Consider the following 22444-nt stretch of genomic DNA (forward strand, 5'->3'; position numbering starts at 1 on the left):
ACCGCGTTCCCCACCACCGCGGACAACACCTTCCAAGGCGCCACCTCCACCATCGCCTTCTCCTTCACCGGCACCCAACGCACCGAAACCGTCAAGTAACCACCCCGCATCCAGCTCGGTTACCTGCAGGGAGTAGTCATGAACAGCGCTTCAGAACTCAGCCACCGCATCCGGGTGGCCCATGGCCAGGTCGTGGACGACGTGATGCGGGAACTCAGGTTCTGCACACCCGGGCCGACTGGGATCCACGCAGCCCGACGGCTGGGCCGGATCGGCCCGGTGCCCTCGGTGACAGGTGCGGGAACCAACCTCACCGTTGTGGCAGATCTTGAGGACGTGCGGCGGTTCAGTCCTTCCCCGGAAGTGAGTGGCTGTTGCGTGACCATCGGCATGGCCGGGCACCGCCGCCAAACCGGCACCTTGGCAACATTGGTCCCCACGGAGTGCGAGGCGTGGGTGGAGGCAATCCTCGGTCATCAATGGATGCCCCACGTCTACCGGGTGGAACCCCACCGGAAGGGCATGTACTACCGCGTGTTCCTTGATCACACCCAAACCCCGGTGAGCAAACCCGTCCAGGTCCCTGACGACTCCGTCGAACTACTGCACAGCCAACAACTCCGAAGTCTCTGAACCGCGACCACAGCCAAGGTACTCCTGCCGCGTTGTCTTCATCCTGTTTCTTGTTATCTCTGACCATTCCCTGAACGCCTCGACTGTTCTTGAGCGGACCTTGAGTGTTCACCCCGGTCTTTCCTGAGCCTGACCGGACACACTGGAAACGAAGCAAAAGAGCAGCACCCCGGGGGACGGAAAACGCATGCACGGCAAGAGCATCATCTGGCAGATACCAGCCATCATCCTCGCCGCAGTGTTCCTGATCATGGGTGTGCAGCTGTCACCGGCCCACGCGAAGTTCAACGACACCGAAACCGGAGCCACGGTTGTCACCGCGGCCCGCATCCCGGCCCCCGCAGCGAACACGGTCACCGTCACGAAGTCCTGCGACTCATTCCTCTGGTTCGGCCAGGTGAAGATCAGCGTCGGTGCCTTCACTAACGTTGCCTACGCGAACTACCACGAGCTGAAAATCATCGACCCGGATGGCGTTGTCCAATTCACCGGCGACCTGAGCAAAACAGCCGGAAAGTCCTACAACTCCGGAGTCCAGAACGCCAGCAACCTCACCGGCACCTGGACCTACCAAATCCGCGGCTATTACAAAGTCCCCAACTCCACGAACACCTGGATCGGCCAACCCCTCACCGGAACCCTGAACTGCCCCTAACTCCAACCACCACCCCGCCCTGGGACGGCCGAATGGACTGTCCTGATTGGCTCGCCGGACGATTCCCGCCAGCTTGACGGAATATCCGTTATCGGCGTTCCAAGGCGAGGCGTCATTAGACGAGAGAATCGCGCATTAAACGATAGTTAGCCGTGCCGGCTATTTTGCTGCGGGAAGCGCCCCCGGCGGGTCCTGGCGGCCGCATAGGCGTTCCCGGCGGCCACCGAAGTCGGAGTATCAAAGATGCTCCCGCGCCGAGCAAGTATGCCCACTGCGTTTACGGGCTAGCGGAGCTCTAGCCTGGTGCGTCTTGAGCATTCTGGAAGGCGCCCGGCGTGATCTATATGCCCCGACGGTTATGATCGGGCGATTAAAGGCTGACTCGCAGGGCACTTGCTGCAACGAGCTGGTGCGTATAAGTGTGCTGTGGGTTCCTGAGTACTTCGGCTGTCTGCCCATGTTCCACGATGTTTCCTTTGTAGAGCACAACAAGTTCGGTTGTGAGATGCTGCACGACGGCTAGGTCGTGAGAGATGATCACTAGGCCTTGGGTGCCCTCAAGTTCAAGGAGCAGGTTGAGAATCTGGGCTTGAACCGACAGATCGAGTGCGGAAGTGGGTTCGTCAGCCAACCCGTGTCTGCCATCCATGTATCGGAAGCAGCTTCTGCGTTTGAAGGCATCGCCGAATACACCACCACCTAATACATCGTCATCGCAGACCACTACGCGGGCAGATAGCGGCCGGAACTGCAACCTACTAGTCGAGTAAGTGAAACTTCCTCTAAAGCGCAAGGACAACAACCTGGGAGGTTTCGGAGAACGTCACGTTGATCCACTCCGGCCCAAGTCAGAGCACAACTCAAAGAACTGCAACGTCCTACGGGTTAGCCGGCACTGCTGAAGTTGAGTGGTTAACCTTGACCGGCTCGACGTCGCCGAAGCCGTCACTGCCTCCACTATTGGCATCTATAAAGAACTCGATGCCACCCTCACTCTCGCCCCAACCGGGAGCTGTGCACGGTCGTTCGATCTGGGCTACGACGATGTGGTGGATCAGGTAAGGAGTTGTGGATGACGGAGGCCCCCGCGAGTCGGTTCAAAATCCCTGTCCGCTCAAGTTTGCGATGCTAAGCAGAATTACCAGCGTGCCCGGTGTCCCTAACTGACTCATTGCGTTCGGGTAAGCGTGATGCGTGGCGTGGCGATGAAGCTCTTGCTGAAGAAACCTTAACGTTTGCTTGGGACACTGTGTTCGTCTACACGAGGACTTCGCCTATGTCCGCAGCGTGGTGACGCAGTTCCGTGGCAAGGTTTTCGATTCTTTCGTCATTGATCCTGTCCCTGGGGACGGACAGAGCCAAGGAGGCGACCAGTCGCCTGGCGCGGTCGAAGATGGGAACGGCTACCCCGCAGACGCCGTCTTGGGCTTCTCCGCGGTTTACGGCGAAGCCCTGCCTGCGGATCATTTCGATTTCCGGTTCGAAGGCTTCCCAGCGTGTCTGGGTGAAGTCGGTAAATCGGGGCAAACCCCGGGAATACATGGCGCGAAGCTGGTCACCGGGCAAAGCGGCGAGCAACGCTTTGCCGCCTGCCGTAGCGTGCGCCGGGTAGAGGGCGCCGATGGCTGTGGCCACACGCACTGCCTGTGGACTCCCCACGCCGTCGATGATGCGGGCGCTGCCTCCTTCGAGCACGAAAAGATGAACGGTCTCCCCAGTCGAGGCCCCCAGTTCCTCCATGAAAACGTGCGCCTTCTTGCGGACGTCAATGTCCCCGACTGCGGCAATACCGATGGACACCAGCACCCTGCCGGCCCGGTAACCCCGGTTGAAGGAGTCTTTGCGGACGAATCCTTCCTGTTCGAGGGTGTTCAGCAGCCTGTGGACGGTGGATCGTCCCAAGCCCAGGAGCTCCGTCGCCGTCATGGGCTGCTCTCTCCCCGGCCGTTTCCACACCTCGACCGCTTTTGATCCTGCGAAGAACCCAGACCGATCCTGCCAACGCTGCAGCGGTGGCGGGCATCGCCCAGTCCGGTATGTCCCGGCTGACAGACAACGTCCAGGCTTCCAGGTCCGCCTGCCGGGCCGCCGAGAGGATTCCGCCCAGCGTGTTGGTCCCATCGGTCATCACCAGGAACACTCCCAAAGCGATGCCCAGCAGGCCGCCGAGGACACCGGACCAGGTGTTGGTCCACGGACCGATGCGGATCCCCCGTGGCCGTGCGATGGATTTGGCCCAGGGCGTTCGCTGCCAGGAAAGGGAAAGGACCACCAGCGGAAGCGCCATGCCCAGGGCAAAGACGGCCAACAGGATCCCGCCGGAGACAGCATCTCCGCCGAGCGCGGCAAGAGCCAGAACGGATCCGAGCACCGGGCCGGCGCAGCTGCTCGCCAACCCGTACACGGTACCCAACAAGTACACCGACAGCGTGGACGTGGTGCCTGCAGCGGTCATGCCCAACACCGGCAACGACAGCCCGCTCAGTTGCAGGACCCCAAGGCAGATCACGGCGATGGACACGCCACGGACGAGTCCCCCGCGGTGCTCGCTGAGGAAGGCTCCACTCGTTCCGGCCAGAATGCCCAGCGGAACCAAGGTGGTCACAAGGCCCAGATAGAAGACCCCCGTGCGTTGCAGGAGTCTTGCTGGGTTTGTGAAGGCGTAAGAGAAAAAGGACGGCAGGATCATCGCCGAACACGGACTGAGCAATGCCAGAACTCCCCCTAGGAAAGCCCCGGCCACGGTAACCGTCATTTCGTTTCGGCGGCCTGCAAGGCTTCGTCAAGAACCTGTTTGAAGACCTCCACCGGCTGGGCCCCCGAAAGGACCCTGTCGCCGGCGAGGAACAGGGGCACACCCGTAACGCCGAGCCTGCGCGCATCGGTCGTGGAGGCAAGTACTGCCTGGCGCAAGGCCTCACTTCCCAGATCGGCTTCGAAACGGTCCATGTCGGGGACACCGGCCGTGCGGGCAAACTCGATGAGCTTCTCCCGTGGCAGGTCAGGGTGCTCATGGCCCTCAGCCGCCCCGTACAAGGTCGTGAGGTAGGCATGGAACGGTTCCTGTGCAGCCGCCGCCCGGATCCCCGTGCCCGCGCTGACGGACTGTTCACCGAACATCGCGACATCGCGGAACTCGAAACGGACCTTGCCGCTGTCAACATAGTCCTTCAGCAACGTCGGAAGCGTCTCCTGCGTGAACAAGGCACAGTACGGACAACGCGCGTCCGCCCATTCGATGAGAACAACCGGGGCATCCTTGGAACCGATCCCCAGCGGACTTCCCCGGGTCGGCTGCCACCACGGCGCCTGCCTCCGATGATGGCGATCCCATGGACGCCTCATTCCGACCCTGCCCTCGAAGGGCCATGAAGAGAATGAGGGCCGCAGTCGACCCGCGGCGGCGGCGTAGAGGATCCAGCGCCCCCTGAAGCGTCTCTTCGGCGGCATCGCGGCGCCCTGACCAGCCTTCTTATTCAACATGCCAACTAGGATACATGTTGGATGCAACAAGACACTCCGGCTCTGGCCCGCGTTGGTCACGGGCGGCGGCGCTCTGAACCGATGCCCATCACGGGCTATCGGCCAGCGGGCGCCAGTCCACGCGCCGGCGCGGGGCGTTTCCTTCAGGATCCGCTGCTCGTATGCCCCCGGAGGGTCAGGATGAAGATCGGGATCAAGGCGGCGACTGCGAGGACGGCCAGCGTGGAGAAGTTGCTGAGGGCCAGGAGCGGTCCAGCGCCGAATGCGGCGGCGGCGCCGCAGAGGTTGGAGATGGCGTCGACGCCGCCCTGGGATGAGGCCCGCGTCTGGGCCGAGACGACCATGCTGAACAGCGCCGAAGCTGCGACATTCATCAGTGACCAGCCCAGCCCGAGGAGGATCAGCGACGTGATGATCCAGGTGGTGTCGTGGGGCTGGAGGGCTGCGATGGACAATGATGCCGCGAAGACCCAGATGCCCGCCCCGATGGTCAGCCTGTGCCCGAGACGGTCCGCCATAAGCCCGACGGCCGGGGCGAACGCGTACATTCCCAGGATGTGAAGGCTGATGGTGATGCCGACCAGCGTGATGGAGCCGCCCTGGTGGGTCATGTGCACCGGCGTCATGGTCATGATGGCAACCATGACGATTTGTGCGCTGAGGATCGCGATGACCGCGTAGCGTGCTGAGCGATTGATCCTGAGCTCGGCGAGGATCAGCCGGATTTTGCTGTTCTTCCGGCCCTGGGAAGGTGCAGCAGCAGAGTCGGCCTGGAGGACGGCGAGCGGGTCGGGCCGAAGCCAGACGAACACCAGGACCCCGGCGATGGCCAGGCAAACGGCCGCGATGAGGAACGCGCTGGCGTAGACGGTCAGGCCGGTCCGTTCGCTGATGAATTCTCCGGGGATCCCCAGGTTGGGCCCGAGCACGGAGCCAATGGTTCCCACCCACACGATCAGGGCCAGCGCCCTGCCTTTGTGGTGGGGTTTGGCCAGATCGGTAGCGGCGAAGCGTGCCTGAAGGCTTACGGCAGAACCGGCGCCAATGAGCAGCAGTCCGACGAAGAGCAGCACCACGTGGCTGACCTGCGCAGCGACCACAAGGATGGCACTGCCAGCAGCGGCAGTCCACCAGCCGCTGGAGAGAGCGAAGCGGCGCCCGAAGCGGGCGGCCAGATTGCCCAGCGGCAAGCCCAGCAGCGCCGCGCCGAGGGTGCTTGCCGTCCGGGCGAGCCCTGCCCACGCCTCGTTGTCGGTCACCTGGCTGGCCAGGAGGATGCCGATGGACGGCGCGATGCCCACTCCCACCGTGCCCACTATCTGCATGAGGACCAGCACGCGCATGGTTCTGCGTTGCAGTTCATCATGGGTCGGCGCAGTGGTGGACGGGCTCTGCAGGCCAGTGCCGGGTTGGAGGTGAGTCAAAACGAGTCCTATGGTTCCAGGGCCAGCCGGGTGGCCGGGCGGTGAGCGGGAACTGCGGCTCCGCTTGCACGGCGCGTACAGCGGATATCGACGCCAAACGCAGACTTCCACATCTAGGATACAAGATGCATCCCAGTGGTATTGGTGTGCTGTTCTTCGGTAGGCTGGACACCACGTGAATGCATGGTGTTTTGGCTGCGGCCGGGAGGAGCGTGGCAAATGTCCGGTGAGGGTGGTGGCACCAGCGCGGCTGAGCGTGCCTATCAAGTGATCAGGGATTGCATCGTTGATGGAACCCACCAACCCGGCACAATGCTGGGTGAAGCTCCGCTGGCGGCGTCGCTGGGGATGAGCCGCACCCCGGTACGTGTCGCCCTGGCCCGCCTGCAGGACGAGGGGTGGATCACGGTGTATCCGAAGCGGGGGGCCTTGGTCCAGGGAGTCAGCGAACGCACGGTAGTCGAGCTCGCCGATGCCCGTTTCGTCCTGGAGACAACAGCTGTCGACAGGGCCCCGGAGGCGCTGCGGCGAAGCTTGGCGGAAGCATTGCAGGACTCTGTCGACAGGCAGCGGGAAGCGTTCGCTGCCGGCGATGTCCGCCGGTTCATCGGCCTGACACTGGCCTTCCATCGGGGCATTGTCGAGGCCGGTGGCAGCGGAGTGCTGCTGGAGCTGTACGACCGGTTGTCAGACCGTCACCGTTTTGTCCTGTTCGCCGCCGGGACCAGGCTGCTGGAGCGGTGCATGGACATCATCGACGAACATGAGGCCTTGGTGGAGAACCTCCGTAACGGCAACGCGGCCGCCTTCGCAGAGGTCCTGCGCGGGCATATCGGCGAGATCTCCACGGCCCCCGTGGGCACACCGGCCCATCTCTCCTACGGGCCACGGCACATCCAGGACGACTTGCAACGATAAGGGGAAGTTATGAGCCCATTTCCGTATCGGGGCTACTGACTGTGCCGGATTCCTTCTACATTTCTGTCAGAGCAGCTGGCGACCGCCGCTACCTGCACCAATGAAAGGAACCTTCATGGCCTATCTGGAAATCACCCTCGACATTGCCGAAGAAAACCGCCCGGCTGCAGCTGCCGTCTACGAGAAGTACAAGCAGCCGTTCCTGGAGAGCATCGGCGGCGCGCAGAGCAAGGAGCTGCTCATCAGGGAAGATGACGTCCAGGTCCTCCACGGATTCGGGAGCGTCGCGTGCGCCCAGTCCTACCTCGGCAGCGAACTGTTCAACCAGGATGTCGTCACCGCTCTGGAGCCCTACCTGAAAAGCGCTCCCGAAGTGCGCATCTACGACAGCATCTAGCCGACACCCACATTCCCGGCCACGGTACTGCCCGAAGCATGGGACAGCACAGTGCCGAGTATTGCGGCCGGGAGTCTGCAGGGCGGGGAACCCGAGCTACGGTCCGGGCTGAGCCGCCGGTTCCACCCATGCCGTGCCCGCCGCGGCATGGGGCAGGTGCGTGATGTGTGAGGCGAGGTCTTCGAGTTCGGCTGCCAGGGGGGATCTGGGGTCCCAGACGGCTTCATAGAAGATTTCGACTTCCTGGTCCTGGTCGAGCAGGGGCCGGCGGGCCGTGTCGGGGTTGGTCAGTTTTGACTGCGGCAGCAGCGCGGTCCCCAACCCGAGGTCGGCCCACTGTTCAAGCATCCGGTAGCTCGAGGCTTCCCCTGGATAGGTATTCAGGGGAAGTTCCCGGGAACTGAAAAGATCCCGGGTGAACGTTGTCAGGCCACAGGCGTTGGGAACGAGGATCAAGGATCTTATGCCGATGTCGCTGACCTGGATCGGCCCGGTGGCGCCGTCATTTCGGCCTTCGACGATCACCATCGGTTCGGAATCGACAATGCGGTGGGTGTACCGGGGCAGGGGCAGGACCGAGGGGATCAGGATGATGTCCAGTTCCTCGGCCAGCAGCGCATCGTGGAGTTCGTCCATGTTGGCCTCCCGAAGTACCAGCGTCCGCGTAGCCGGTGCGTCCGCGTGCCGGCACACGGCATTGTAGGCCGCAGCAATCAGCCGGGGGTTGATCAGCGGCGAGACGCCCATCCGGATACTGTCGCTGCCGCGGTTGCTCCACCGACCGGCTTCAGCAGCGATCTTGTCCACCGCGGCCACAGCCTGGTCGATCAGCGGCAGAAGATGGGAACCGAAGGCTGTCGGGCTAACCCCACGCGGTGAGCGTTCGAACAACCTCTCCCCCAGTTGTTCCTCCAACTTCGCCACACCATTGGACAACGCCGGCTGTGTGACCCCGTAAGCGCGCGCGGCGGCGCTGAAGGAACGGGTTTCCGTCACTGCCTGCACATACCGAAGGTTCTCTATCGCCCACCGCTCAGCCATAACAAAAGGCTATCGCATTATTCAGGACAGTCGCCTTCCGGGGAAGGCGCCCCACTGCCTACCCTCATTCCTTGGGCGTCCGCCCGGCGCCCATGGACCGACTTGATTGGAGCACTGATGGCAGACACTGCCCTGATGATGCGGGCACGCGGCCCGGAAGCGACCTTCGACGCGGAGCAGGTCCGGGTCGGGCCCGCGGCCCGCGGACAGGTCAGGGTCGCTGTTGCGGCGAGCGGTGTCTGCTACGCCGATCTGGCCACGTCCCGGTCGGGCAGCCGGGATCGGCCAGTGACGCCGGGGCATGAAGTGGCCGGCGTGATCGCCGAGGTCGGCCCCGACGCCGGTGAGTGGCAGGTGGGTGACCGGGTGGCCGTTGGGTGGTTTGGCGGCAGTTGCGGGCAGTGCAGTTACTGCCGTCGCGGAGATGTGGTGCATTGCCCTGACCGGAAGGTCCCCGGCCTCTCGTACCCGGGGGGATGGGCCGAGTCGGTCACCGTGCCTGCTGAAGCGCTGGCCCGTATCCCTGAAGGGTTGGGCTTCATCGACGCTGCCCCCATGGGCTGCGCGGGCGTAACCACCTACAACGCGCTCAGGCATGCCAGCCTCGCCCCGGGAAGCCGTGTCGCTGTTTTCGGCGTCGGCGGCCTGGGCCACCTTGCGGTGCAGTTCGCAGCGAAGATGGGTCACGAGGTGGTCGCTATTGCCCGCGGGGCCGGCCGCGAAACCCTGGCCCGTCAGTTGGGCGCCGGTCACTACATCGACAGTGAGGCGGAGCCGGCCGGAGCGGCCCTGCATCGCCTCGGTGGCGCCGATTTGATCCTCAGCACCTCATCAACGACCACCGCCGTCCCGGAACTGCTCACGGGCTTGCGGGTGCGCGGGACCCTGACGGTGGTGGGCGTGGACAGCGGCCATCTCGACATTTCGGTGGCACGGCTGGTCATGAACAGCCAGGTCATCAAAGGACACTTGACCGGCAGCGCTCACGATACCGAGGAGGCCATGCGTTTTGCCCTTCATCACGACGTCAAGCCCATCGTAGAGACGATGCCCTTGGCCCGGGCCAGCGAAGCCGTCGCCCGCTTGCGCGGCGGCCAGGCGCGCTTCCGCATCGTTCTGGAAGGCTCCTGGCGTGGCTGAAGAACGAAGACGATATGACGTCATCGTCGTCGGGGCCGGCGCGGCGGGGCTGGTCGCAGCCGAGGCCCTGGGCAGGAACGGCTACTCCGTGCTGGTGTGCGAGGCACGTTCCCGGGTCGGAGGACGACTGGTGAGCCACCAGATAGCCCCGGGCGCAGCAGGTCCGGGTGCGGTCGATTTGGGCGGGACGTGGTTCTGGGATCATGAGGGGTTCGTCGAGGCGATCACCGACCAACTCGGTGTGGAAACCTTTCCCCAGCATCTGGCAGGGGACGCCCTGTATGAATCCGCCCCTGCAGGCGTCCAGCGCCTGCAGGGCAACCCCGTGGATGTCCCGGCGCGGCGGTTCGCCCACGGCGCCGGCGGCATGGTTTCCGCGCTGGCTGGCCGGTTGCCGGAGGGGGTCCTGCGGCTGGATGAGCCCGTCCGTTCGGTGGAGATTCTCCCTGACGGTGTGGTCCGGGTCCAGTCGCGCACGCTCACAGCAGATGCTGATCAGGTCATCCTTGCTCTGCCACCGGCGCTGGCCGTGGAACAGATCCGGTTCACCCCAGCACTGCCCGCTGATCTTGTTCTGGCTGCGGCATCAACGGCGGTGTGGATGGGCAGCATGGTCAAAGCTGTTGCCCTCTTTGACCAGGCACGCTGGCGGCGGGCCGGACTGTCGGGTTCGGCCATCAGCCACGCCGGCCCGTTCCGCGAGTTCCACGACCACAGCGGTCCCGGCGGCTCACCCGCAGCATTGTTCGGGTTCGCGCCCTCGGCCGGGCTGGCCGGAGTGCCCTTGGATGAGATTGGGGAGGTCTTCGTCCACCAGTTGTCCCGGATTTTTGGCACCCATGCCGCAGAGCCTTCCGAGGTCCGTGTTGTGGACTGGAGCCGGGAGCAGTACACAGCCCCACAGACAGTGCACCCGTACGCACGCACCGACCTGTACGGGGCCGATGTCTTCCAGCTGCCCGTATTCGGACGGCTGCACTGGGCCTCGACCGAGGTGTCCCCGGCTTTTCCTGGCCACATCGAAGGCGCCGTGCGGGCCGGATTCGCAGCTGCCCGCCGGGTCAGTGAAACTCCGGCGCCGGCCGCCGCGCCTTCCCGTTGACCTGCCCGGTTCATAGGGCACGGACCAGGCCCGGGGAAGACTCTCCTGGCCTTTAAGTAGGAGAAAAGAGATACAACCATGACGTACCACGAGCACAACGACAACCAGTTCGCCCGTTACCTCCGTTCCGGAGCGCCTGAGGCATTCAAGGCCCTGCAGGCGTTCGACCACGCCGCTATCGACAGCGAGGCCAAGGTCATCCCGCGCAAATACACAGAACTCATCGCAGTGGCCGTTGGGCTGACCACCCAGTGCGCATACTGCATCGAGGCGCACTCCAAAGCAGCCCAGGAAGCCGGTGCCACGGAGGCTGAACTTGCGGAGACCGTGATGATCACCAGCGTGCTGCGCGCCGGCGGCGGTTACGCCCACGGTTTCATGGCCATGAAATTCTTCAAGCAGGCCGAGGCCGAGACCAACGAGAAACTCGACGTCGAGGCCGTGGCCTAAGACGCGGGCCAACGGCGGCGGGTTCCCGGCCACAAAGAGCCGGGAACCCGCCGTCGTTGGCTGTTCACGGGCCTGTCAGGCGTCCAGGCGGAGCATCCAGCCGTGTCGGTCTGCGGCGTGGCCGTACTGGATGTCGGCGATGTGCTGACGCAGTTCCATGGTCACCTCACCGGGAGGGGCGGTGATGTCTCCGGCGGTGAAGGACGCGGACTTCAATTCTCCGATGGGGGTGATCGCTGCCGCTGTGCCGCAGGCGAACATTTCCACAATGTCCCCGGAGGCGACCCCATCGCGCCATTCCTGGAGGGTCACGGGGCGCTGCTCCACCTCACGCCCGGCGTCCTTGGCCAGCTGCAGCACTGATTTCAGGGTGATGCCCTCCAGGATGGTGTCCGAGGCGGGAGTGAGCAGCGAACCGTCCTTGCGGACCAGTACGACGTTCATGCCGCCGAGCTCCTCAACGTATCTTCCTTCCACGGAATCCAGGAAGAGCACCTGCGCGCAGCCGTTGTCGTAGGCTTCGGCCTGGGGCAGCAGGCCCGCAGCGTAGTTCCCGCCGGTCTTCGCCGCCCCGGTGCCGCCCTTGCCGGCGCGGGTCCATTGTTCCGACAGCCAGATCGATACGGGTTTGACCCCACCTGTGAAGTAGGCGCCGGCCGGGCTGGCGATCAGATGATAGGCGTACTCCATCGATGACCGGACGCCCAGGAAGGCTTCCGCGGCGAACATGAAGGGCCGCAGATACAGGCTCGTCCCGGGCGCTGATGGAACCCACGCCCCGTCAACGCTGATGAGTTCCTTGAGGGAGTCCAGGAACAGGCCCACCGGAAGGTCGGGCATGACCATGCGCCGGGCCGAGCGCTGGAAGCGGGCGGCATTTTCCTCGGGCCGGAATGACCAGATGGAGCCGTCTTGGTGCCGGTAGGCCTTCAGGCCCTCAAAGATTTCCTGTCCGTAGTGGAAGACCCCGGCAGACGGGTCAAGCTGCAGCGGTCCGTAGGGGTTGACGTGGCCGTCGTGCCAGCCGGTCCCTGGCGAGTAGTGGATGCTGACCATGTGGTCTGTGAAGTGGTCACCAAAGCCGGGATCCTCGAGGATCTTTTGACGCTCGGCCGTCGGTGTTGGGTCGGTGGCAGGTGTGCGGGTGAACTGCAGGGCATTGGAGGTTGGTTCAGGCATTGGGGGTCCTTGTGGGTTGGCTTGAGGCGTGGCTTAGGCGATGGGCAGTGGCCGCGGAGCGACGATCTGCTTCATGACGATCGTTGAGTTCAGCCCTGCCAGGCCGGGCAACTTCGTCAGGACGGTGTCATAGAGGCGCTGATAGGCAGGCAGGTCGGCGCAGGCCACCCGGATCAGGTAGTCGGGTTCACCGAACAGGCGCTGCGCCTCAATGATCTGCGGGATACCGGCCAGCGCGGAGTCGAATTCATCGACTGCTCCGGCTTTGGTCAAGGTAGCGAACACCAGCACTTCAAAGCCAAAGCCCATGGCTGGGGCGTTGACCACGGCCCGGTAGCCGGTGATCACTCCCTGCTCTTCCAGATCCCGAACCCGTCGTTGGCAACGGGACAGGCTCAGGCTGACCTTGTCGGCCAGATCCGTGAGTGTGATCCTGCCCTCCTCCTGAAGGAGGGCAATAATCTTGCGATCTAGGGTGTCCATATTCAAAAAGTTAGCACATAGAAGGGTTTGCAGCTGAAAAGTAGCAAACGAATTGCGGCCCAATCGAACTAATCTATTCCTATGTAAGGCAGATCACTTCGGTGGGGGTTCCCAGCCCAAACCTGGAGGTCCTGCCAGTACGTCAGCTACACACCACCCCGCCGCTGACACCTCACCAGAGAGGTCACGGTGCGAGGCAGGCCGATCAACCAAAGGAACCACCCGTGAACACCCAGCCACTCCTGGCAGAACGTGAAGCCCCGTCCGTGACCGGACCCTCCCTTCTGGATGAGGTTGTGGACCGCCGCCAGTCCAACTCCATGAAGTGGGCGTCGGCGAAGGCGCTTCTGCGCCCGGACGAAGCAGCCGCCGATCCGTTGCCGATGTGGGTGGCGGACACCGACTTCAAGGCCCCGGCCCCCGTTCTGGAGGCACTGCATGAGGCCGTCTCCTACGGTATTTTCGGCTACCCGGGAGGAGCTACGTCCAGCTATGTCCAGGCCGTGACCGGCTGGCAGGCACGCCGCTTCGGCTGGGACGTAGACCCGGCCTGGGTTTGCCAGACCTCCGGCATCATCACCAGCCTCAAAGTTGCTGTCCAGGCGTTCTCCGCCCCTGGAGACTCCGTCCTGATCCAGCCTCCGGTTTACGCACACTTCCATAACGACGTCCTGCTCAACGGCCGACACCTCGCACTCGCTCCCCTGGAACGCACGCAGGACGGGTACCGGTTCAACGCCGAGATCTTCGAAATGGCCATCCGGCCCGACACCAAGATCTTCATCCTCAGCCACCCGCACAACCCGACCGGCAACGTATGGTCCGAAGAAGAACTGCGGACCATGGGAGAGATCTGCGCCCGCCAGGGAGTCCTGGTCATCTCCGATGAGATCCATCAGGACCTCATCATCAACCCCGCCAAGAAGCACATCCCGTTCGCTTCCCTCGGCCTGGACTTCGCCCGGAACAGCATCACCTGCACGGCCCCGAGCAAAACCTTCAACCTGCCCGGCCTGCAAAGCGCCAACGTGTTCATTCCCGATGCCCGGCTCCGGGCAGAATTCCTGCGCCAGTACGACCGCAACATGTTCCCGCTGGTCAACACCTTGGGCATGGTCGCCGCCGAAGCCGCCTACACCCACGGGGAGCCCTGGGTCGACGAACTCCTCACCTACTTGCGCGGAAACCACGCCCACTTCGCAAAGACCATCAACGCCGGCACCGACAAAATCAAGGTCCTGCCGGCCGACTCGCTCTACCTGGCCTGGATGGACTGCCGGGACCTGGGCTTGGACGCCGAAGCCCTGGACCGGTTCATGCTCCTGGACGCCCGGCTGTGGCTCGACAAAGGCCAAAAATTCGGGGCCGAAGGCCACGGCTACATGCGCGTGAACCTCGGCTGTCCCCGCACCACGGTCGACGAAGCCATCAACCGACTCCTCACCGCCGTGAACTAAAACACCGATCAATCGCTACCCGAGAACGACGCACCGAAAGGCACACCATGACTACGACAACCCTTGACCGGCTCGAAAAAATGGGCATCGACCTGCCCGAACCCGGTACGGCCGCCGCGAAATATGTTCCCTGGGTCCAAACAGGGAACCTAATTTTTACCTCCGGCCAGCTCCCCCTCAAGAACGGCACCCTGACGGCCACCGGCCTGCTCGGCCGTGACCTGGACACCACCGAGGGCCGGGAAGTGGCCCGCTGGTGTGCCATCAACGTCCTGGCCCAGCTCCGCGACGCCCTCGGTGACCTTGACCGGGTCAAGCGGCTGGTCAAAATCACCGTGTTCGTCGCAGGCGCCGACGGCTTCACCGACCACCACCTGGTCGCCAACGGCGCTTCCGAGCTGCTCGCCGAAGCCTTCGCCGAACGGGGCCAGCACGCCAGATCCGCCGTCGGGATGGCCGCCCTGCCGCTGAACGCCCCGGTCGAAGTCGAAGCCATCGTCGAAATCGACTAGCCCAAACCACACGACAACCAACCGGCGGCGGAACACACCGCCGCCGGCCAGATACCGCGGATCTTTCGTCCGCGCGGACAGCACCACACCAAGGGGATCCACCGGCTGGCACCGGGCAATCCCCCACCCCAGGCGAGCCTTCAACGAAGAAGGACCTCATGCAAAGAAGGGCCGACATGGCTGAAACACGTGCCGCAAGCACCACTGTAGGGAACACCACCCCGAAGTTCGAAAAAGAAAACCTCAAAAGGGCCCTGAAAAGCCGCCACCTGCAAATGATCGCCATCGGCGGAGCGATCGGCACAGGCCTGTTCTACGGTTCCGCCAGCGCCATCCGCACCGCCGGGCCAGCCATCATCATCACCTACCTGCTCGCCGCCGGAGCCATCTACTTCGTGATGCGCGCCCTGGGCGAAATGTCAGTCGCCGAACCCGTCTCCGGCGGCTACATCTCCTACGCCAACCGCTACATGCACCGTTTCGCCGGCTTCCTCAACGGCTGGAACGCCTTCATCTTCCTCCTCGCCACCAGCGCCGCCGAACTGAACGCCCTCGGAAAATTCGCCCAATTCTGGTTCCCGGACCTACCCATCTGGGTCACAGCCCTCGCCGCGGTGGCAATCATGTTCACCGTAAACATCATCGGTGTCCGCATCTACGGAGAAGCCGAGTTCGCGTTCTCCCTCGTAAAGGTCATCGCCATCATCGGGCTGATCGTCTTCGGTCTGGCCATGATCTTCTTCGGCCTCGGCAATAACGGAAACCCGGTCGGCTTCAGCAACCTCGTCGACAACGGAGGATTCCTCCCCAACGGCATAAGCGGCATCCTGATGGCCGTGGTCATGGTCGCCTTCGCCTTCGGCGGCATCGAAAACCTCGGCTTCGCCGCAGGCGAAACCGAAAACATCGAAAAGACCATGCCCAAAGCCGTCAACGCCACCTTCTGGCGTCTCCTGATCTTCTACGTCGGCGCCATCACCGTACTGATCTCAATCTTCCCGTGGACCTCCCTCACCGGAAAAGGCAGCCCCTTCGTCGAAGTCTTCACCCACATCGGCATCCCAGCCGCAGCCACCATCATGAACCTCGTCATCATGACCGCTGTCCTCTCAGCCGTGAACGCCAGCGTCTTCAGCAACAGCCGCACCTTCTACAACCTCTCCCTCCAAGGCAACGCCCCCAAATTCCTCGGCACCGTCAACAGCCGCAACGTCCCCTCCAAAGCCATCATGATGGTCTTCGGCACCATGTTCGCCGGCGTCGCACTGAACTTCCTCATGCCCGAGCAGGTCTTCGAAATCTTCGCCTCCGTCACCGTCTTCGGACTCATCTGCGCGTGGGGATCCATCCTCATCAGCCACCTGCGCTTCCGCAAAACCCGCGCCCGCGAAGGCCGCCTCGACGAACTCAAATACAAGATGCCCTTCGCGCCCTACAGCAACTACATCGCCCTCGCCTTCATCGCCTGGGTGCTGATCGCCCTTGCCATCGACCCTGACGACCGGATCTCTCTCTACGTCTCCGCAACCTGGGTCGCCGTCGTGTACGCCGTCTACCGCATCTACACCAAGCGCCCACGCACGGAGACGACTCCGGACAACTCGCCTGTTTCCGTTCATTCGTAGGCCACGGCACATGCGCATGTAGCAAAGAGCCAAGGGGGCGGCCGCCACAAGCGGACGCCCCCTTGAGCCTCGCCTAGCCAATGTCGGACGGTCGAGGACATGATGGGATCGATTAATGCATGTAAAGATCAGAGGCCATATTTCTTTACTTTTAGTGGGATATAATGTGAGCTTACTTGCCACATGCAAAAATTGATGATGTCATGGGACGGTGCCCGGCTCCGATTCCCTCCCTGAGACTGACCGCTTACGAACCACTCCGGAAGCAGGGCCTTCCGGGGCAGGTGAAAAGGGTGGCGCCGCGGGGATTCTTTTCGGGATAAGCGCGTATGGAATTTGGGGCCTGTTTCCGCTTTACTTCTACATTTTGCAGCCCGCGGATGCCCTGGAGATCGTTGCCAGCAGGGTGGTCTGGTCGCTGTTGTTCTGCGTGCTGTTGGTTGCTCTGACACGATCCGGGGCGGCTTTTGCCGGCGTTTTCAGGAACCGAGCGATCTTCGGGCAGCTGATTGTGGCAGCCTTGCTCATCGGTGCGAACTGGCTGATCTACATCTACGCGGTGACATCCAACCAAACTGTTGAGGCCTCCTTGGGGTACTTTGTCAATCCCCTCGCCTCTGTCCTCCTCGGCGTTGCTGTTTTCAGGGAATCACTGCGTCCCTTGCAGTGGGTTGCAGTCGGCATCGGAGTCGTTGCCGTCGGTGTCCTGGCAATCTCCTACGGAAAGTTGCCCTGGATTGCATTGTCGCTGGCCGCATCCTTCAGCCTCTACGGTTTTGTCAAGAAGAGGGTTGGCTCGAAGGTTGATGCGGTCAGCAGCCTGAGCGTGGAAACAGTGGTACTGACTCCCTTTGCTGTGGTCGTTTTGGCAATTCTGGCCGCTAACGGTGCGGCGACTCTTACCACTGAGGGTCCCGGCCATTTCTGGTTGTTGGCACTCTCAGGTGTCGTTACGGCCATTCCCCTGATCTTTTTTGGTGCTTCCGCCCGGCGACTGTCGATGGTGACGATCGGGCTGTTGCAGTACATCACCCCTGTTCTCCAATTCTTGGTCGCGGTGGTCCTTTTCCGGGAAGCCATGACCTTCGAACGCTGGATAGGCTTCGGGATCATCTGGCTTGCTCTGGTCGCTCTCGTGGTGGATATGGTCAGGGCCGGGGGAAGAGGCAGAAGATTGTCATGAGGGCTTCCGGCACGCGGAAGGCTGCTTGGCATGCCTTTGACTTAGCCTGCTCATGCCCGTTGAAATCGGCTAACCTGCCATTGCCTTTGAGTCAGACCAGTTCGCGCCCGTAATCAAGGAAGACCATGTATATCAAGACCTCCGCCGAAAACATTGCGGTGTACCCGCAATGGCAGCGCCCAGATATCGAACTTGTAAACTCCGTCGCCGCCTACCCGTCAGCGCTGATCAGTGACGCCCGCAAACGAATGGACGTGATGTCCTCCGACATCCGGTGTCTTACGCCGGGTGTACGTCTGGCCGGGGCAGTGCTGCCCATCCAGATCTGGGAAGGCGACAACCTTGCCATCCACCGGGGCCTGGATGAGGCAAGAGCGGGCGACGTGCTCGTCGTCTCGGGTAAAGGCCTGGTTCATCGCGCCGTCTTTGGGGGAATACTCGCGGAAATCTGTCTCAGTAAGGGCGTCCGCGGCGTCATTGTTGACGGTGCAGTCAGGGATATTGAAGAGCTCAACGAAATGGGACTCGCGGTCTTTGCCAGAGCAGTAGTTCCTGCGGGACCATCCCAAAACGGACCGGGCTACGTCGGAAAGCCTGTCGCGTGTGGCGGCATTGTGTGCAGTCCTGGGGATGCCGTCATTGGGGACGTGGACGGAATAGTCGTCATCCCCCAGTCCGAGCTCCTCGAAACACTGATCGCCCTCCCCGGGCAAGAGGATCTTGAGCAGCAAATCCGGGGCAGGATCAGCGAGGTGGTGCTCCCTTCATAGACGCTCTGTCGCCTCTGACACGGTGGCGCTGCGAGCGTCAGACAAGCAGGCACCTGGGGAAGGACGCCAAGCAGGGCTGCCTCGGCATTCGAGAGGAACTGGCGAGTCCAAAGTCGATTGGCGGGATCATGCCTGCACATTCAGCGCCGGGACTGAACTCGCGGTGTGGCTGGCTTACTTTGTCCTGGATCGGCTGGGGAAACACGAATAACCGGACAAGTTATCCGGGACCTGGTCCGGAAGCCGACCGTTCGGGCAAGGCTGCTCCCCGCAGGCGCTTTGCTGCGCCGGGCCTGAGCGCCGACGTTAAGGGTTTCGGTGCGGGCTGCCCCGGCGGCGGGTCTACTGCACCACATGCGCCTAGGCCGGAGACGCTGCAGTATGTACGCGGTAGCCGCTGTCTTTATCAATGTATTCCCGAAGCTGGCCCTCCTTGGCCTCCAGCCACAGGCCACTCGAGTCCGGCATGGTATGACCTACGTAGCCACTGCGGTAGAGCTTGTCGTACAGCCAGGCTTCGATATAGGAGCCCTGCAGGGAGTGTCATTCAGTTGTGAGTTGGGTTGTGGTCATGACCCGTTTCCTGGGGAAGGTTGAAGATGGCCTGACGCCGGGCCCCCTTCAACAGCTAACCCGGGGTAATTACTCGCTGACCTACTCGGCCGATGTGGTCCAAAGGTTCGTCAATCAGCCTTGGATAAATGAGGGCTTTGCACTCCCGGGCAGGGGCACGACCTTGTGGCCCGACTGGATCAAATCCGATGACCAGTAGCAGGATGCCGATCACCACAGCGCTGACTGGAGGTCAGTCGCCAAGACCGACATCCGAACGACCAGCGTTCCCCCTTGGAGAGGTCGGTTAGCGGACGTAGCTGGCTCCATTGACGTCGATGGTGGTGCCGGTTGCATGCCTCGCCAGGCCGGTGGCCAGGAAGGCGATGATGTTGGCGATGTCCTGCGGCTGGGCGACTTCACCCAGGCCTGTCTGGTCGGCTGCGGCCTGGACACCGACGCTTTCTGCAAAGACCTTGTTCAGGGACGTATCTACGTAGCCCGGTGCGATGGCGAAGGCTGTCGCGCCTTGGCGGCCGTTCTGCCGGGCGATAGTGCGCGTCATCGCCACAACACCGGCCTTGGCCGCAGCGTAATGCCAGTAATCCGGGTCCTCCCCGCGGAATGCTGCACGGGATGCGAGATTGATGATGATGCCGCCTCTGTCCTGAAGGGCGTAGGTTTTTACTGCTTCCTTGCAGAGAATGGCCGGCGCCTTCAGGTTTACCGCCAGGGAAAGGTCCCACACGGAGATCCAGTCCTCAAGGTGGGCATCGATCGGAGCGGGCGGATAGATGCCAGCATTATTGACCAGCACATCGATCCGGCCGTGCAGCGCCAAGGCATCGGCCCAAAGTTGTTCGGTTTCCTTGGCCTCTGCAAGGTTGGCCGTGAGCGTCGTCGCGGCATTACCCAATTCATGAGCCAAGGCAGCGACGGCGTCTTCGTTGACGTCGTGGAGGATGACCTCGCCGCCGTCAGCCACGACCGTTCGGGCAACGGCGGAGCCGATACCGCCTGCAGCGCCGGTGATAAGGACAATCCGACCATCAAGACGGGACATGGAAACAACCTTTCGTGTTCTCATTCATAAAGGTACAAACAGCATGAAAGTAGCATTTGCAAATCCAGTATAGTTTCAATCTATCAAATATCACGTAGATTGGCCATAAATCTTTCGCGTGCGTGTTTTGATCGGCTCGAGGTTCGTGGTCCTTGGGCTGCTGATGACTGGGTAGGGAGCGGCCGCAACCGGTCCCGCCTCGTTGCGGGGTCGGTAGATCCACATTTCGTTTGTAAAGAACGGGGCGCCAAGATCTGGCATTTGTTGTTACAGGTTGTAGGATCGTTGCAGTCCGTAAGAGCGAGTGAGAGCGAACGCACCGATGAGTCCAGCTGCACCCAACAGTAATGGGGCCTCGTTGTCCCGGGTCCGCCAGGTTGCGGCATCGCCGGTTGCGGCAGCCCCGCTTGATGAGCTCGATCTGGCACTGCTGAAGGAACTTATCTCTGACGGCAGAGCCTCGCAGCGGACGCTGGCGGCAACGCTGCGCGTGTCGGCGCCGACAATCGGTGAGCGGATGGCGCGGTTGGAACGGTCCGGTGTCATCACCGGTTATTCAGCGCAGATTAACTGGACGGCGGTGGGGTTCACTGAGACGGTGTTCCTCTCCGTGACCGCGTCCGAGGGCAGTGATGTTGCGGCGATGATGTCCCAGCTCTGGGAGATCCCTGAAGTGGAGGACGTCAACATGGTCACGGGCAACCTAGATCTGCTTGTCCGTATACGAGTGCGGGACAATAACCACTTGCGCACGCTACTGCTGGATAGGATCTGGCAGATCCCCGGAACCCAGGGAACATCCACCATGACCACGGTCGCCGAAATGCCTTCCAAGCCTTTCGCCCACGACCTGATTACTCAGATACAGGCTGATCACTCCCACCAGGCGGCTGAGAGTCGCCGCGCAGCAGGGGCCAACGACCTCTAGGGCTCTGCGCAGCAGCGCCAAGGCTCTCTTACTGGCACTGTGCAGCCGGACCCGGAACCCCAGCTGCGCAGCAGTTTGCGCGCTTCGAAGGACGCAAACCAGTTCGGTCAGGGATGCCTGACATCAGGGTTCTGACGTCAAACGAACGACCCGTTTGATGCCGGCCTGCCCGGCCGCGTGTTCTCAAGCACAAAGGGTCTTCTTGTAACGTTTCGTGGATCCTGTCTATGCGAAACGCAGCTACTGCACCAGAAGGGGCGGTTCCGCAAAGGCGTTTGCCAAACGCGTCAAACCCAGCTCTGCCTGCCCGACCGGGTTGGACGAATACGAGAACCGCATGGTTCGTTGGTCCGCTTCTTCGACGTAGAACGGCGCCCCGGGGATGAACATGGTTCCAGCAAGTAGGGCTGATTCGAGCATGACGGACGCATTGAAGCCTGCCGGCAGGCGTGCCCAGATGAACAGCCCGCCCTTGGGTCGGGTTATGTCAGTACCGGCTGGCAGGGCGGCCATCAGCCCCTTCATGAGGTGATCCCTGCGGTTCATGTATTCGGCCTTCACCGGAGCAAGCCTGCTGGGCAGATCGTTGTTCTGGAGGTAGTGGGCAGCCGCGAGCTGATCAATGGTTGAGGATTGGAGAGTAGATGCCTGCTTTACCCGGCTCAGGTATGGCAGGACGTCCTTTGGAGAACGGATCCAGCCAATGCGGATACCTGGTGCAAGAACCTTTGACAGGGAGTTCAACAGGAAAGAACGTGTGTTCAACCGGGGGTCGGCCGAGATCGGGATATGTTTTTCGTTGGTGAAACGGATGTCGGAGTAAGGGTCATCCTCTATCAGCCAGACGTTGGCTTCAGCGAGGATGTCCGCAATCCGGGTCCGCCGTTCCTGAGTGAGGGTAGAGCCGGTTGGGTTCTGGAAAGTTGGGATGAGGTAGACGGCCTTTGGTTTCCATCTGCGGATAGCTTCTTCCAAGGATTCCGGAACGGCTCCGTTCTCGTCGCTGTGGATCGTTTTGAAGCGCGCACCTTGTAGTGAGAAGGCCAGGAGTGCCGAGACGAAGGTTGGGTTCTCGACGAGGACGACGTCACCGTGGTTAATAAGAGTCTGTCCCAGCAGCCCTATGCCTTGCTGTGAACCTGTAGTGATGAGGACCTGGTCGGGGTCTGTCGGTACGCCCATTTCTGCGGTTCGGGACGCTGCGGCCGCACGCATCTCCGGCTCGCCGTCAGTGGAGGAGTACTGCATTGCCCGGCGGCCGTAGCGGTCCATGACCGCCTGAAAAGAGCGGCTCATTCCTTCGACGTCGAAGAATTCCGCGGCGGGATTGCCGCCGGCGAAGCTTATTATGCCGGGGTCGAATGATTTTTCGAGCAGGTCCCGGATAGGTGAGCTGCCCAGCATGCGGGTGTTGTTATTCAGCAAATCCGTCGAACGCACGTTGGGCTG

Annotated in this window: 22 protein-coding genes and 2 pseudogenes; 14 read left to right on the top strand and 10 right to left on the bottom strand. The window is 62.3% G+C overall.

Annotation, left to right across the window (positions count from 1 at the left end; all coding sequences use genetic code 11):
- The first annotated feature begins 138 nt into the window (after positions 1-138).
- The 3 genes from ACIQTZ_RS18540 (at position 139) to ACIQTZ_RS18550 (ending at position 1811) form a co-directional block, all read left to right on the top strand.
- Positions 139-633, top strand: a complete 495-nt coding sequence (locus ACIQTZ_RS18540; protein ID WP_402946639.1) for a hypothetical protein — start codon at positions 139-141, stop codon at positions 631-633.
- 187 nt (positions 634-820) lie between these two features.
- A complete protein-coding gene (locus tag ACIQTZ_RS18545) occupies positions 821-1288 on the top strand; it encodes a hypothetical protein (protein ID WP_402982763.1) in 468 nt (155 codons plus the stop codon).
- A 310-nt stretch (positions 1289-1598) separates the two neighbouring features.
- Positions 1599-1811, top strand: a complete 213-nt coding sequence (locus ACIQTZ_RS18550; RefSeq protein ID WP_402946635.1) for a hypothetical protein — start codon at positions 1599-1601, stop codon at positions 1809-1811.
- Positions 1812-2545: 734 nt separating this feature from the next.
- Here ACIQTZ_RS18550 and ACIQTZ_RS18555 read toward each other — a convergent pair.
- From ACIQTZ_RS18555 to ACIQTZ_RS18575, 5 genes and pseudogenes are all read right to left on the bottom strand, one after another.
- Positions 2546-3088 (bottom strand): IclR family transcriptional regulator, encoded by a 543-nt coding sequence (locus ACIQTZ_RS18555; RefSeq protein ID WP_402946927.1) that lies wholly within the window; start codon positions 3086-3088, stop codon positions 2546-2548.
- Positions 3089-3160: 72 nt separating this feature from the next.
- A pseudogene (locus ACIQTZ_RS18560) lies at positions 3161-3409 on the bottom strand (hypothetical protein); the annotation flags it as partial.
- 115 nt (positions 3410-3524) lie between these two features.
- A pseudogene (locus tag ACIQTZ_RS18565) lies at positions 3525-4043 on the bottom strand (cytochrome c biogenesis CcdA family protein); the annotation flags it as partial.
- A complete protein-coding gene (locus ACIQTZ_RS18570) occupies positions 4040-4771 on the bottom strand; it encodes a DsbA family protein (protein WP_402982765.1) in 732 nt (243 codons plus the stop codon). The pseudogene ACIQTZ_RS18565 and the gene ACIQTZ_RS18570, both read right to left, overlap by 4 nt.
- 143 nt (positions 4772-4914) lie before the next feature.
- Positions 4915-6195 (bottom strand): MFS transporter, encoded by a 1281-nt coding sequence (locus ACIQTZ_RS18575; RefSeq protein ID WP_402946631.1) that lies wholly within the window; start codon positions 6193-6195, stop codon positions 4915-4917.
- A 219-nt stretch (positions 6196-6414) separates the two neighbouring features.
- On the opposite strand from ACIQTZ_RS18575, the gene ACIQTZ_RS18580 reads away from it, so the two are divergent.
- Together ACIQTZ_RS18580 and ACIQTZ_RS18585 are read left to right on the top strand one after the other, a co-directional pair.
- Positions 6415-7113 carry a GntR family transcriptional regulator gene (locus ACIQTZ_RS18580; RefSeq protein WP_402946629.1) on the top strand — a complete coding sequence of 233 codons (699 nt, stop codon included), beginning with the start codon at positions 6415-6417 and terminating at the stop codon, positions 7111-7113.
- Between the two features lie 115 nt (positions 7114-7228).
- The gene (locus tag ACIQTZ_RS18585; protein ID WP_402946627.1) at positions 7229-7510 is read left to right on the top strand and encodes a hypothetical protein; all 282 of its coding nucleotides are present in this window, start codon (positions 7229-7231) and stop codon (positions 7508-7510) included.
- Between the two features lie 96 nt (positions 7511-7606).
- On the opposite strand, the gene ACIQTZ_RS18590 is transcribed toward ACIQTZ_RS18585, so the two are convergent.
- Positions 7607-8551 carry a LysR family transcriptional regulator gene (locus tag ACIQTZ_RS18590; RefSeq protein WP_402982766.1) on the bottom strand — a complete coding sequence of 315 codons (945 nt, stop codon included), beginning with the start codon at positions 8549-8551 and terminating at the stop codon, positions 7607-7609.
- 117 nt (positions 8552-8668) lie between these two features.
- Here ACIQTZ_RS18590 and ACIQTZ_RS18595 point away from each other — a divergent pair, with 117 nt between their 5' ends.
- From ACIQTZ_RS18595 to ACIQTZ_RS18605, 3 genes are all read left to right on the top strand, one after another.
- Entirely contained in the window at positions 8669-9691 is a 1023-nt protein-coding gene (locus tag ACIQTZ_RS18595; RefSeq protein ID WP_402946623.1) for an alcohol dehydrogenase catalytic domain-containing protein, read from the top strand.
- The gene (locus ACIQTZ_RS18600; RefSeq protein WP_402982768.1) at positions 9684-10793 is read left to right on the top strand and encodes a flavin monoamine oxidase family protein; all 1110 of its coding nucleotides are present in this window, start codon (positions 9684-9686) and stop codon (positions 10791-10793) included. Before ACIQTZ_RS18595 ends, ACIQTZ_RS18600 begins: the two co-directional genes overlap by 8 nt.
- A gap of 78 nt (positions 10794-10871) precedes the next feature.
- Positions 10872-11243 carry a carboxymuconolactone decarboxylase family protein gene (locus ACIQTZ_RS18605; RefSeq protein ID WP_402982770.1) on the top strand — a complete coding sequence of 124 codons (372 nt, stop codon included), beginning with the start codon at positions 10872-10874 and terminating at the stop codon, positions 11241-11243.
- 75 nt (positions 11244-11318) lie between these two features.
- Here the strand turns inward: ACIQTZ_RS18605 and ACIQTZ_RS18610 are convergent, their stop codons facing one another.
- On the bottom strand, positions 11319-12422 hold the full coding sequence (locus tag ACIQTZ_RS18610) for a branched-chain amino acid aminotransferase (protein WP_402946617.1): 1104 nt from the start codon (positions 12420-12422) through the stop codon (positions 11319-11321).
- A gap of 33 nt (positions 12423-12455) precedes the next feature.
- A complete protein-coding gene (locus ACIQTZ_RS18615; RefSeq protein WP_402946615.1) occupies positions 12456-12905 on the bottom strand; it encodes an Lrp/AsnC family transcriptional regulator in 450 nt (149 codons plus the stop codon).
- Between the two features lie 224 nt (positions 12906-13129).
- Here ACIQTZ_RS18615 and ACIQTZ_RS18620 point away from each other — a divergent pair, with 224 nt between their 5' ends.
- From ACIQTZ_RS18620 to ACIQTZ_RS18640, 5 genes are all read left to right on the top strand, one after another.
- Entirely contained in the window at positions 13130-14362 is a 1233-nt protein-coding gene (locus ACIQTZ_RS18620) for a MalY/PatB family protein (protein ID WP_402982772.1), read from the top strand.
- 47 nt (positions 14363-14409) lie between these two features.
- A complete protein-coding gene (locus ACIQTZ_RS18625) occupies positions 14410-14874 on the top strand; it encodes a RidA family protein (RefSeq protein ID WP_402946611.1) in 465 nt (154 codons plus the stop codon).
- 176 nt (positions 14875-15050) lie between these two features.
- A complete protein-coding gene (locus tag ACIQTZ_RS18630) occupies positions 15051-16499 on the top strand; it encodes an amino acid permease (protein ID WP_402946609.1) in 1449 nt (482 codons plus the stop codon).
- 211 nt (positions 16500-16710) lie between these two features.
- Complete coding sequence (gene rarD, locus ACIQTZ_RS18635; RefSeq protein ID WP_402946607.1) at positions 16711-17682, top strand: EamA family transporter RarD; 972 nt, start codon at positions 16711-16713, stop codon at positions 17680-17682.
- A 125-nt stretch (positions 17683-17807) separates the two neighbouring features.
- Complete coding sequence (locus ACIQTZ_RS18640; RefSeq protein WP_402946605.1) at positions 17808-18452, top strand: RraA family protein; 645 nt, start codon at positions 17808-17810, stop codon at positions 18450-18452.
- An 859-nt stretch (positions 18453-19311) separates the two neighbouring features.
- Here the strand turns inward: ACIQTZ_RS18640 and ACIQTZ_RS18645 are convergent.
- Positions 19312-20067 (bottom strand): SDR family NAD(P)-dependent oxidoreductase, encoded by a 756-nt coding sequence (locus tag ACIQTZ_RS18645; RefSeq protein WP_402982774.1) that lies wholly within the window; start codon positions 20065-20067, stop codon positions 19312-19314.
- Positions 20068-20389: 322 nt separating this feature from the next.
- On the opposite strand from ACIQTZ_RS18645, the gene ACIQTZ_RS18650 reads away from it, so the two are divergent.
- The gene (locus ACIQTZ_RS18650; RefSeq protein ID WP_402982776.1) at positions 20390-20995 is read left to right on the top strand and encodes an Lrp/AsnC family transcriptional regulator; all 606 of its coding nucleotides are present in this window, start codon (positions 20390-20392) and stop codon (positions 20993-20995) included.
- A gap of 240 nt (positions 20996-21235) precedes the next feature.
- Here the strand turns inward: ACIQTZ_RS18650 and ACIQTZ_RS18655 are convergent, their stop codons facing one another.
- Positions 21236-22435, bottom strand: coding sequence for a PLP-dependent aminotransferase family protein (locus ACIQTZ_RS18655; protein WP_402982777.1), 1200 nt, complete (start codon positions 22433-22435; stop codon positions 21236-21238).
- Between the last annotated feature and the right edge of the window lie 9 nt (positions 22436-22444).

This window comes from Paenarthrobacter sp. NPDC090520 (assembly GCF_044769205.1).
In the GTDB taxonomy this organism is placed as follows: domain Bacteria; phylum Actinomycetota; class Actinomycetes; order Actinomycetales; family Micrococcaceae; genus Arthrobacter.

Excerpts from the sequence above, each read along its gene's own strand:
- ACIQTZ_RS18540 (WP_402946639.1), top strand. The coding sequence starts at position 139 with ATGAACAGCGCTTCAGAACTCAGCCACCGCATCCGGGTGGCCCATGGC.
- ACIQTZ_RS18545 (WP_402982763.1), top strand. The coding sequence starts at position 821 with ATGCACGGCAAGAGCATCATCTGGCAGATACCAGCCATCATCCTCGCC.
- ACIQTZ_RS18570 (WP_402982765.1), bottom strand. The coding sequence starts at position 4,771 with ATGTTGAATAAGAAGGCTGGTCAGGGCGCCGCGATGCCGCCGAAGAGA.
- ACIQTZ_RS18580 (WP_402946629.1), top strand. The coding sequence starts at position 6,415 with ATGTCCGGTGAGGGTGGTGGCACCAGCGCGGCTGAGCGTGCCTATCAA.
- ACIQTZ_RS18585 (WP_402946627.1), top strand. The coding sequence starts at position 7,229 with ATGGCCTATCTGGAAATCACCCTCGACATTGCCGAAGAAAACCGCCCG.
- ACIQTZ_RS18590 (WP_402982766.1), bottom strand. The coding sequence starts at position 8,551 with ATGGCTGAGCGGTGGGCGATAGAGAACCTTCGGTATGTGCAGGCAGTG.
- ACIQTZ_RS18595 (WP_402946623.1), top strand. The coding sequence starts at position 8,669 with ATGGCAGACACTGCCCTGATGATGCGGGCACGCGGCCCGGAAGCGACC.
- ACIQTZ_RS18605 (WP_402982770.1), top strand. The coding sequence starts at position 10,872 with ATGACGTACCACGAGCACAACGACAACCAGTTCGCCCGTTACCTCCGT.
- ACIQTZ_RS18610 (WP_402946617.1), bottom strand. The coding sequence starts at position 12,422 with ATGCCTGAACCAACCTCCAATGCCCTGCAGTTCACCCGCACACCTGCC.
- ACIQTZ_RS18615 (WP_402946615.1), bottom strand. The coding sequence starts at position 12,905 with ATGGACACCCTAGATCGCAAGATTATTGCCCTCCTTCAGGAGGAGGGC.
- ACIQTZ_RS18625 (WP_402946611.1), top strand. The coding sequence starts at position 14,410 with ATGACTACGACAACCCTTGACCGGCTCGAAAAAATGGGCATCGACCTG.
- ACIQTZ_RS18630 (WP_402946609.1), top strand. The coding sequence starts at position 15,051 with ATGGCTGAAACACGTGCCGCAAGCACCACTGTAGGGAACACCACCCCG.
- ACIQTZ_RS18640 (WP_402946605.1), top strand. The coding sequence starts at position 17,808 with ATGTATATCAAGACCTCCGCCGAAAACATTGCGGTGTACCCGCAATGG.
- ACIQTZ_RS18645 (WP_402982774.1), bottom strand. The coding sequence starts at position 20,067 with ATGTCCCGTCTTGATGGTCGGATTGTCCTTATCACCGGCGCTGCAGGC.
- ACIQTZ_RS18650 (WP_402982776.1), top strand. The coding sequence starts at position 20,390 with ATGAGTCCAGCTGCACCCAACAGTAATGGGGCCTCGTTGTCCCGGGTC.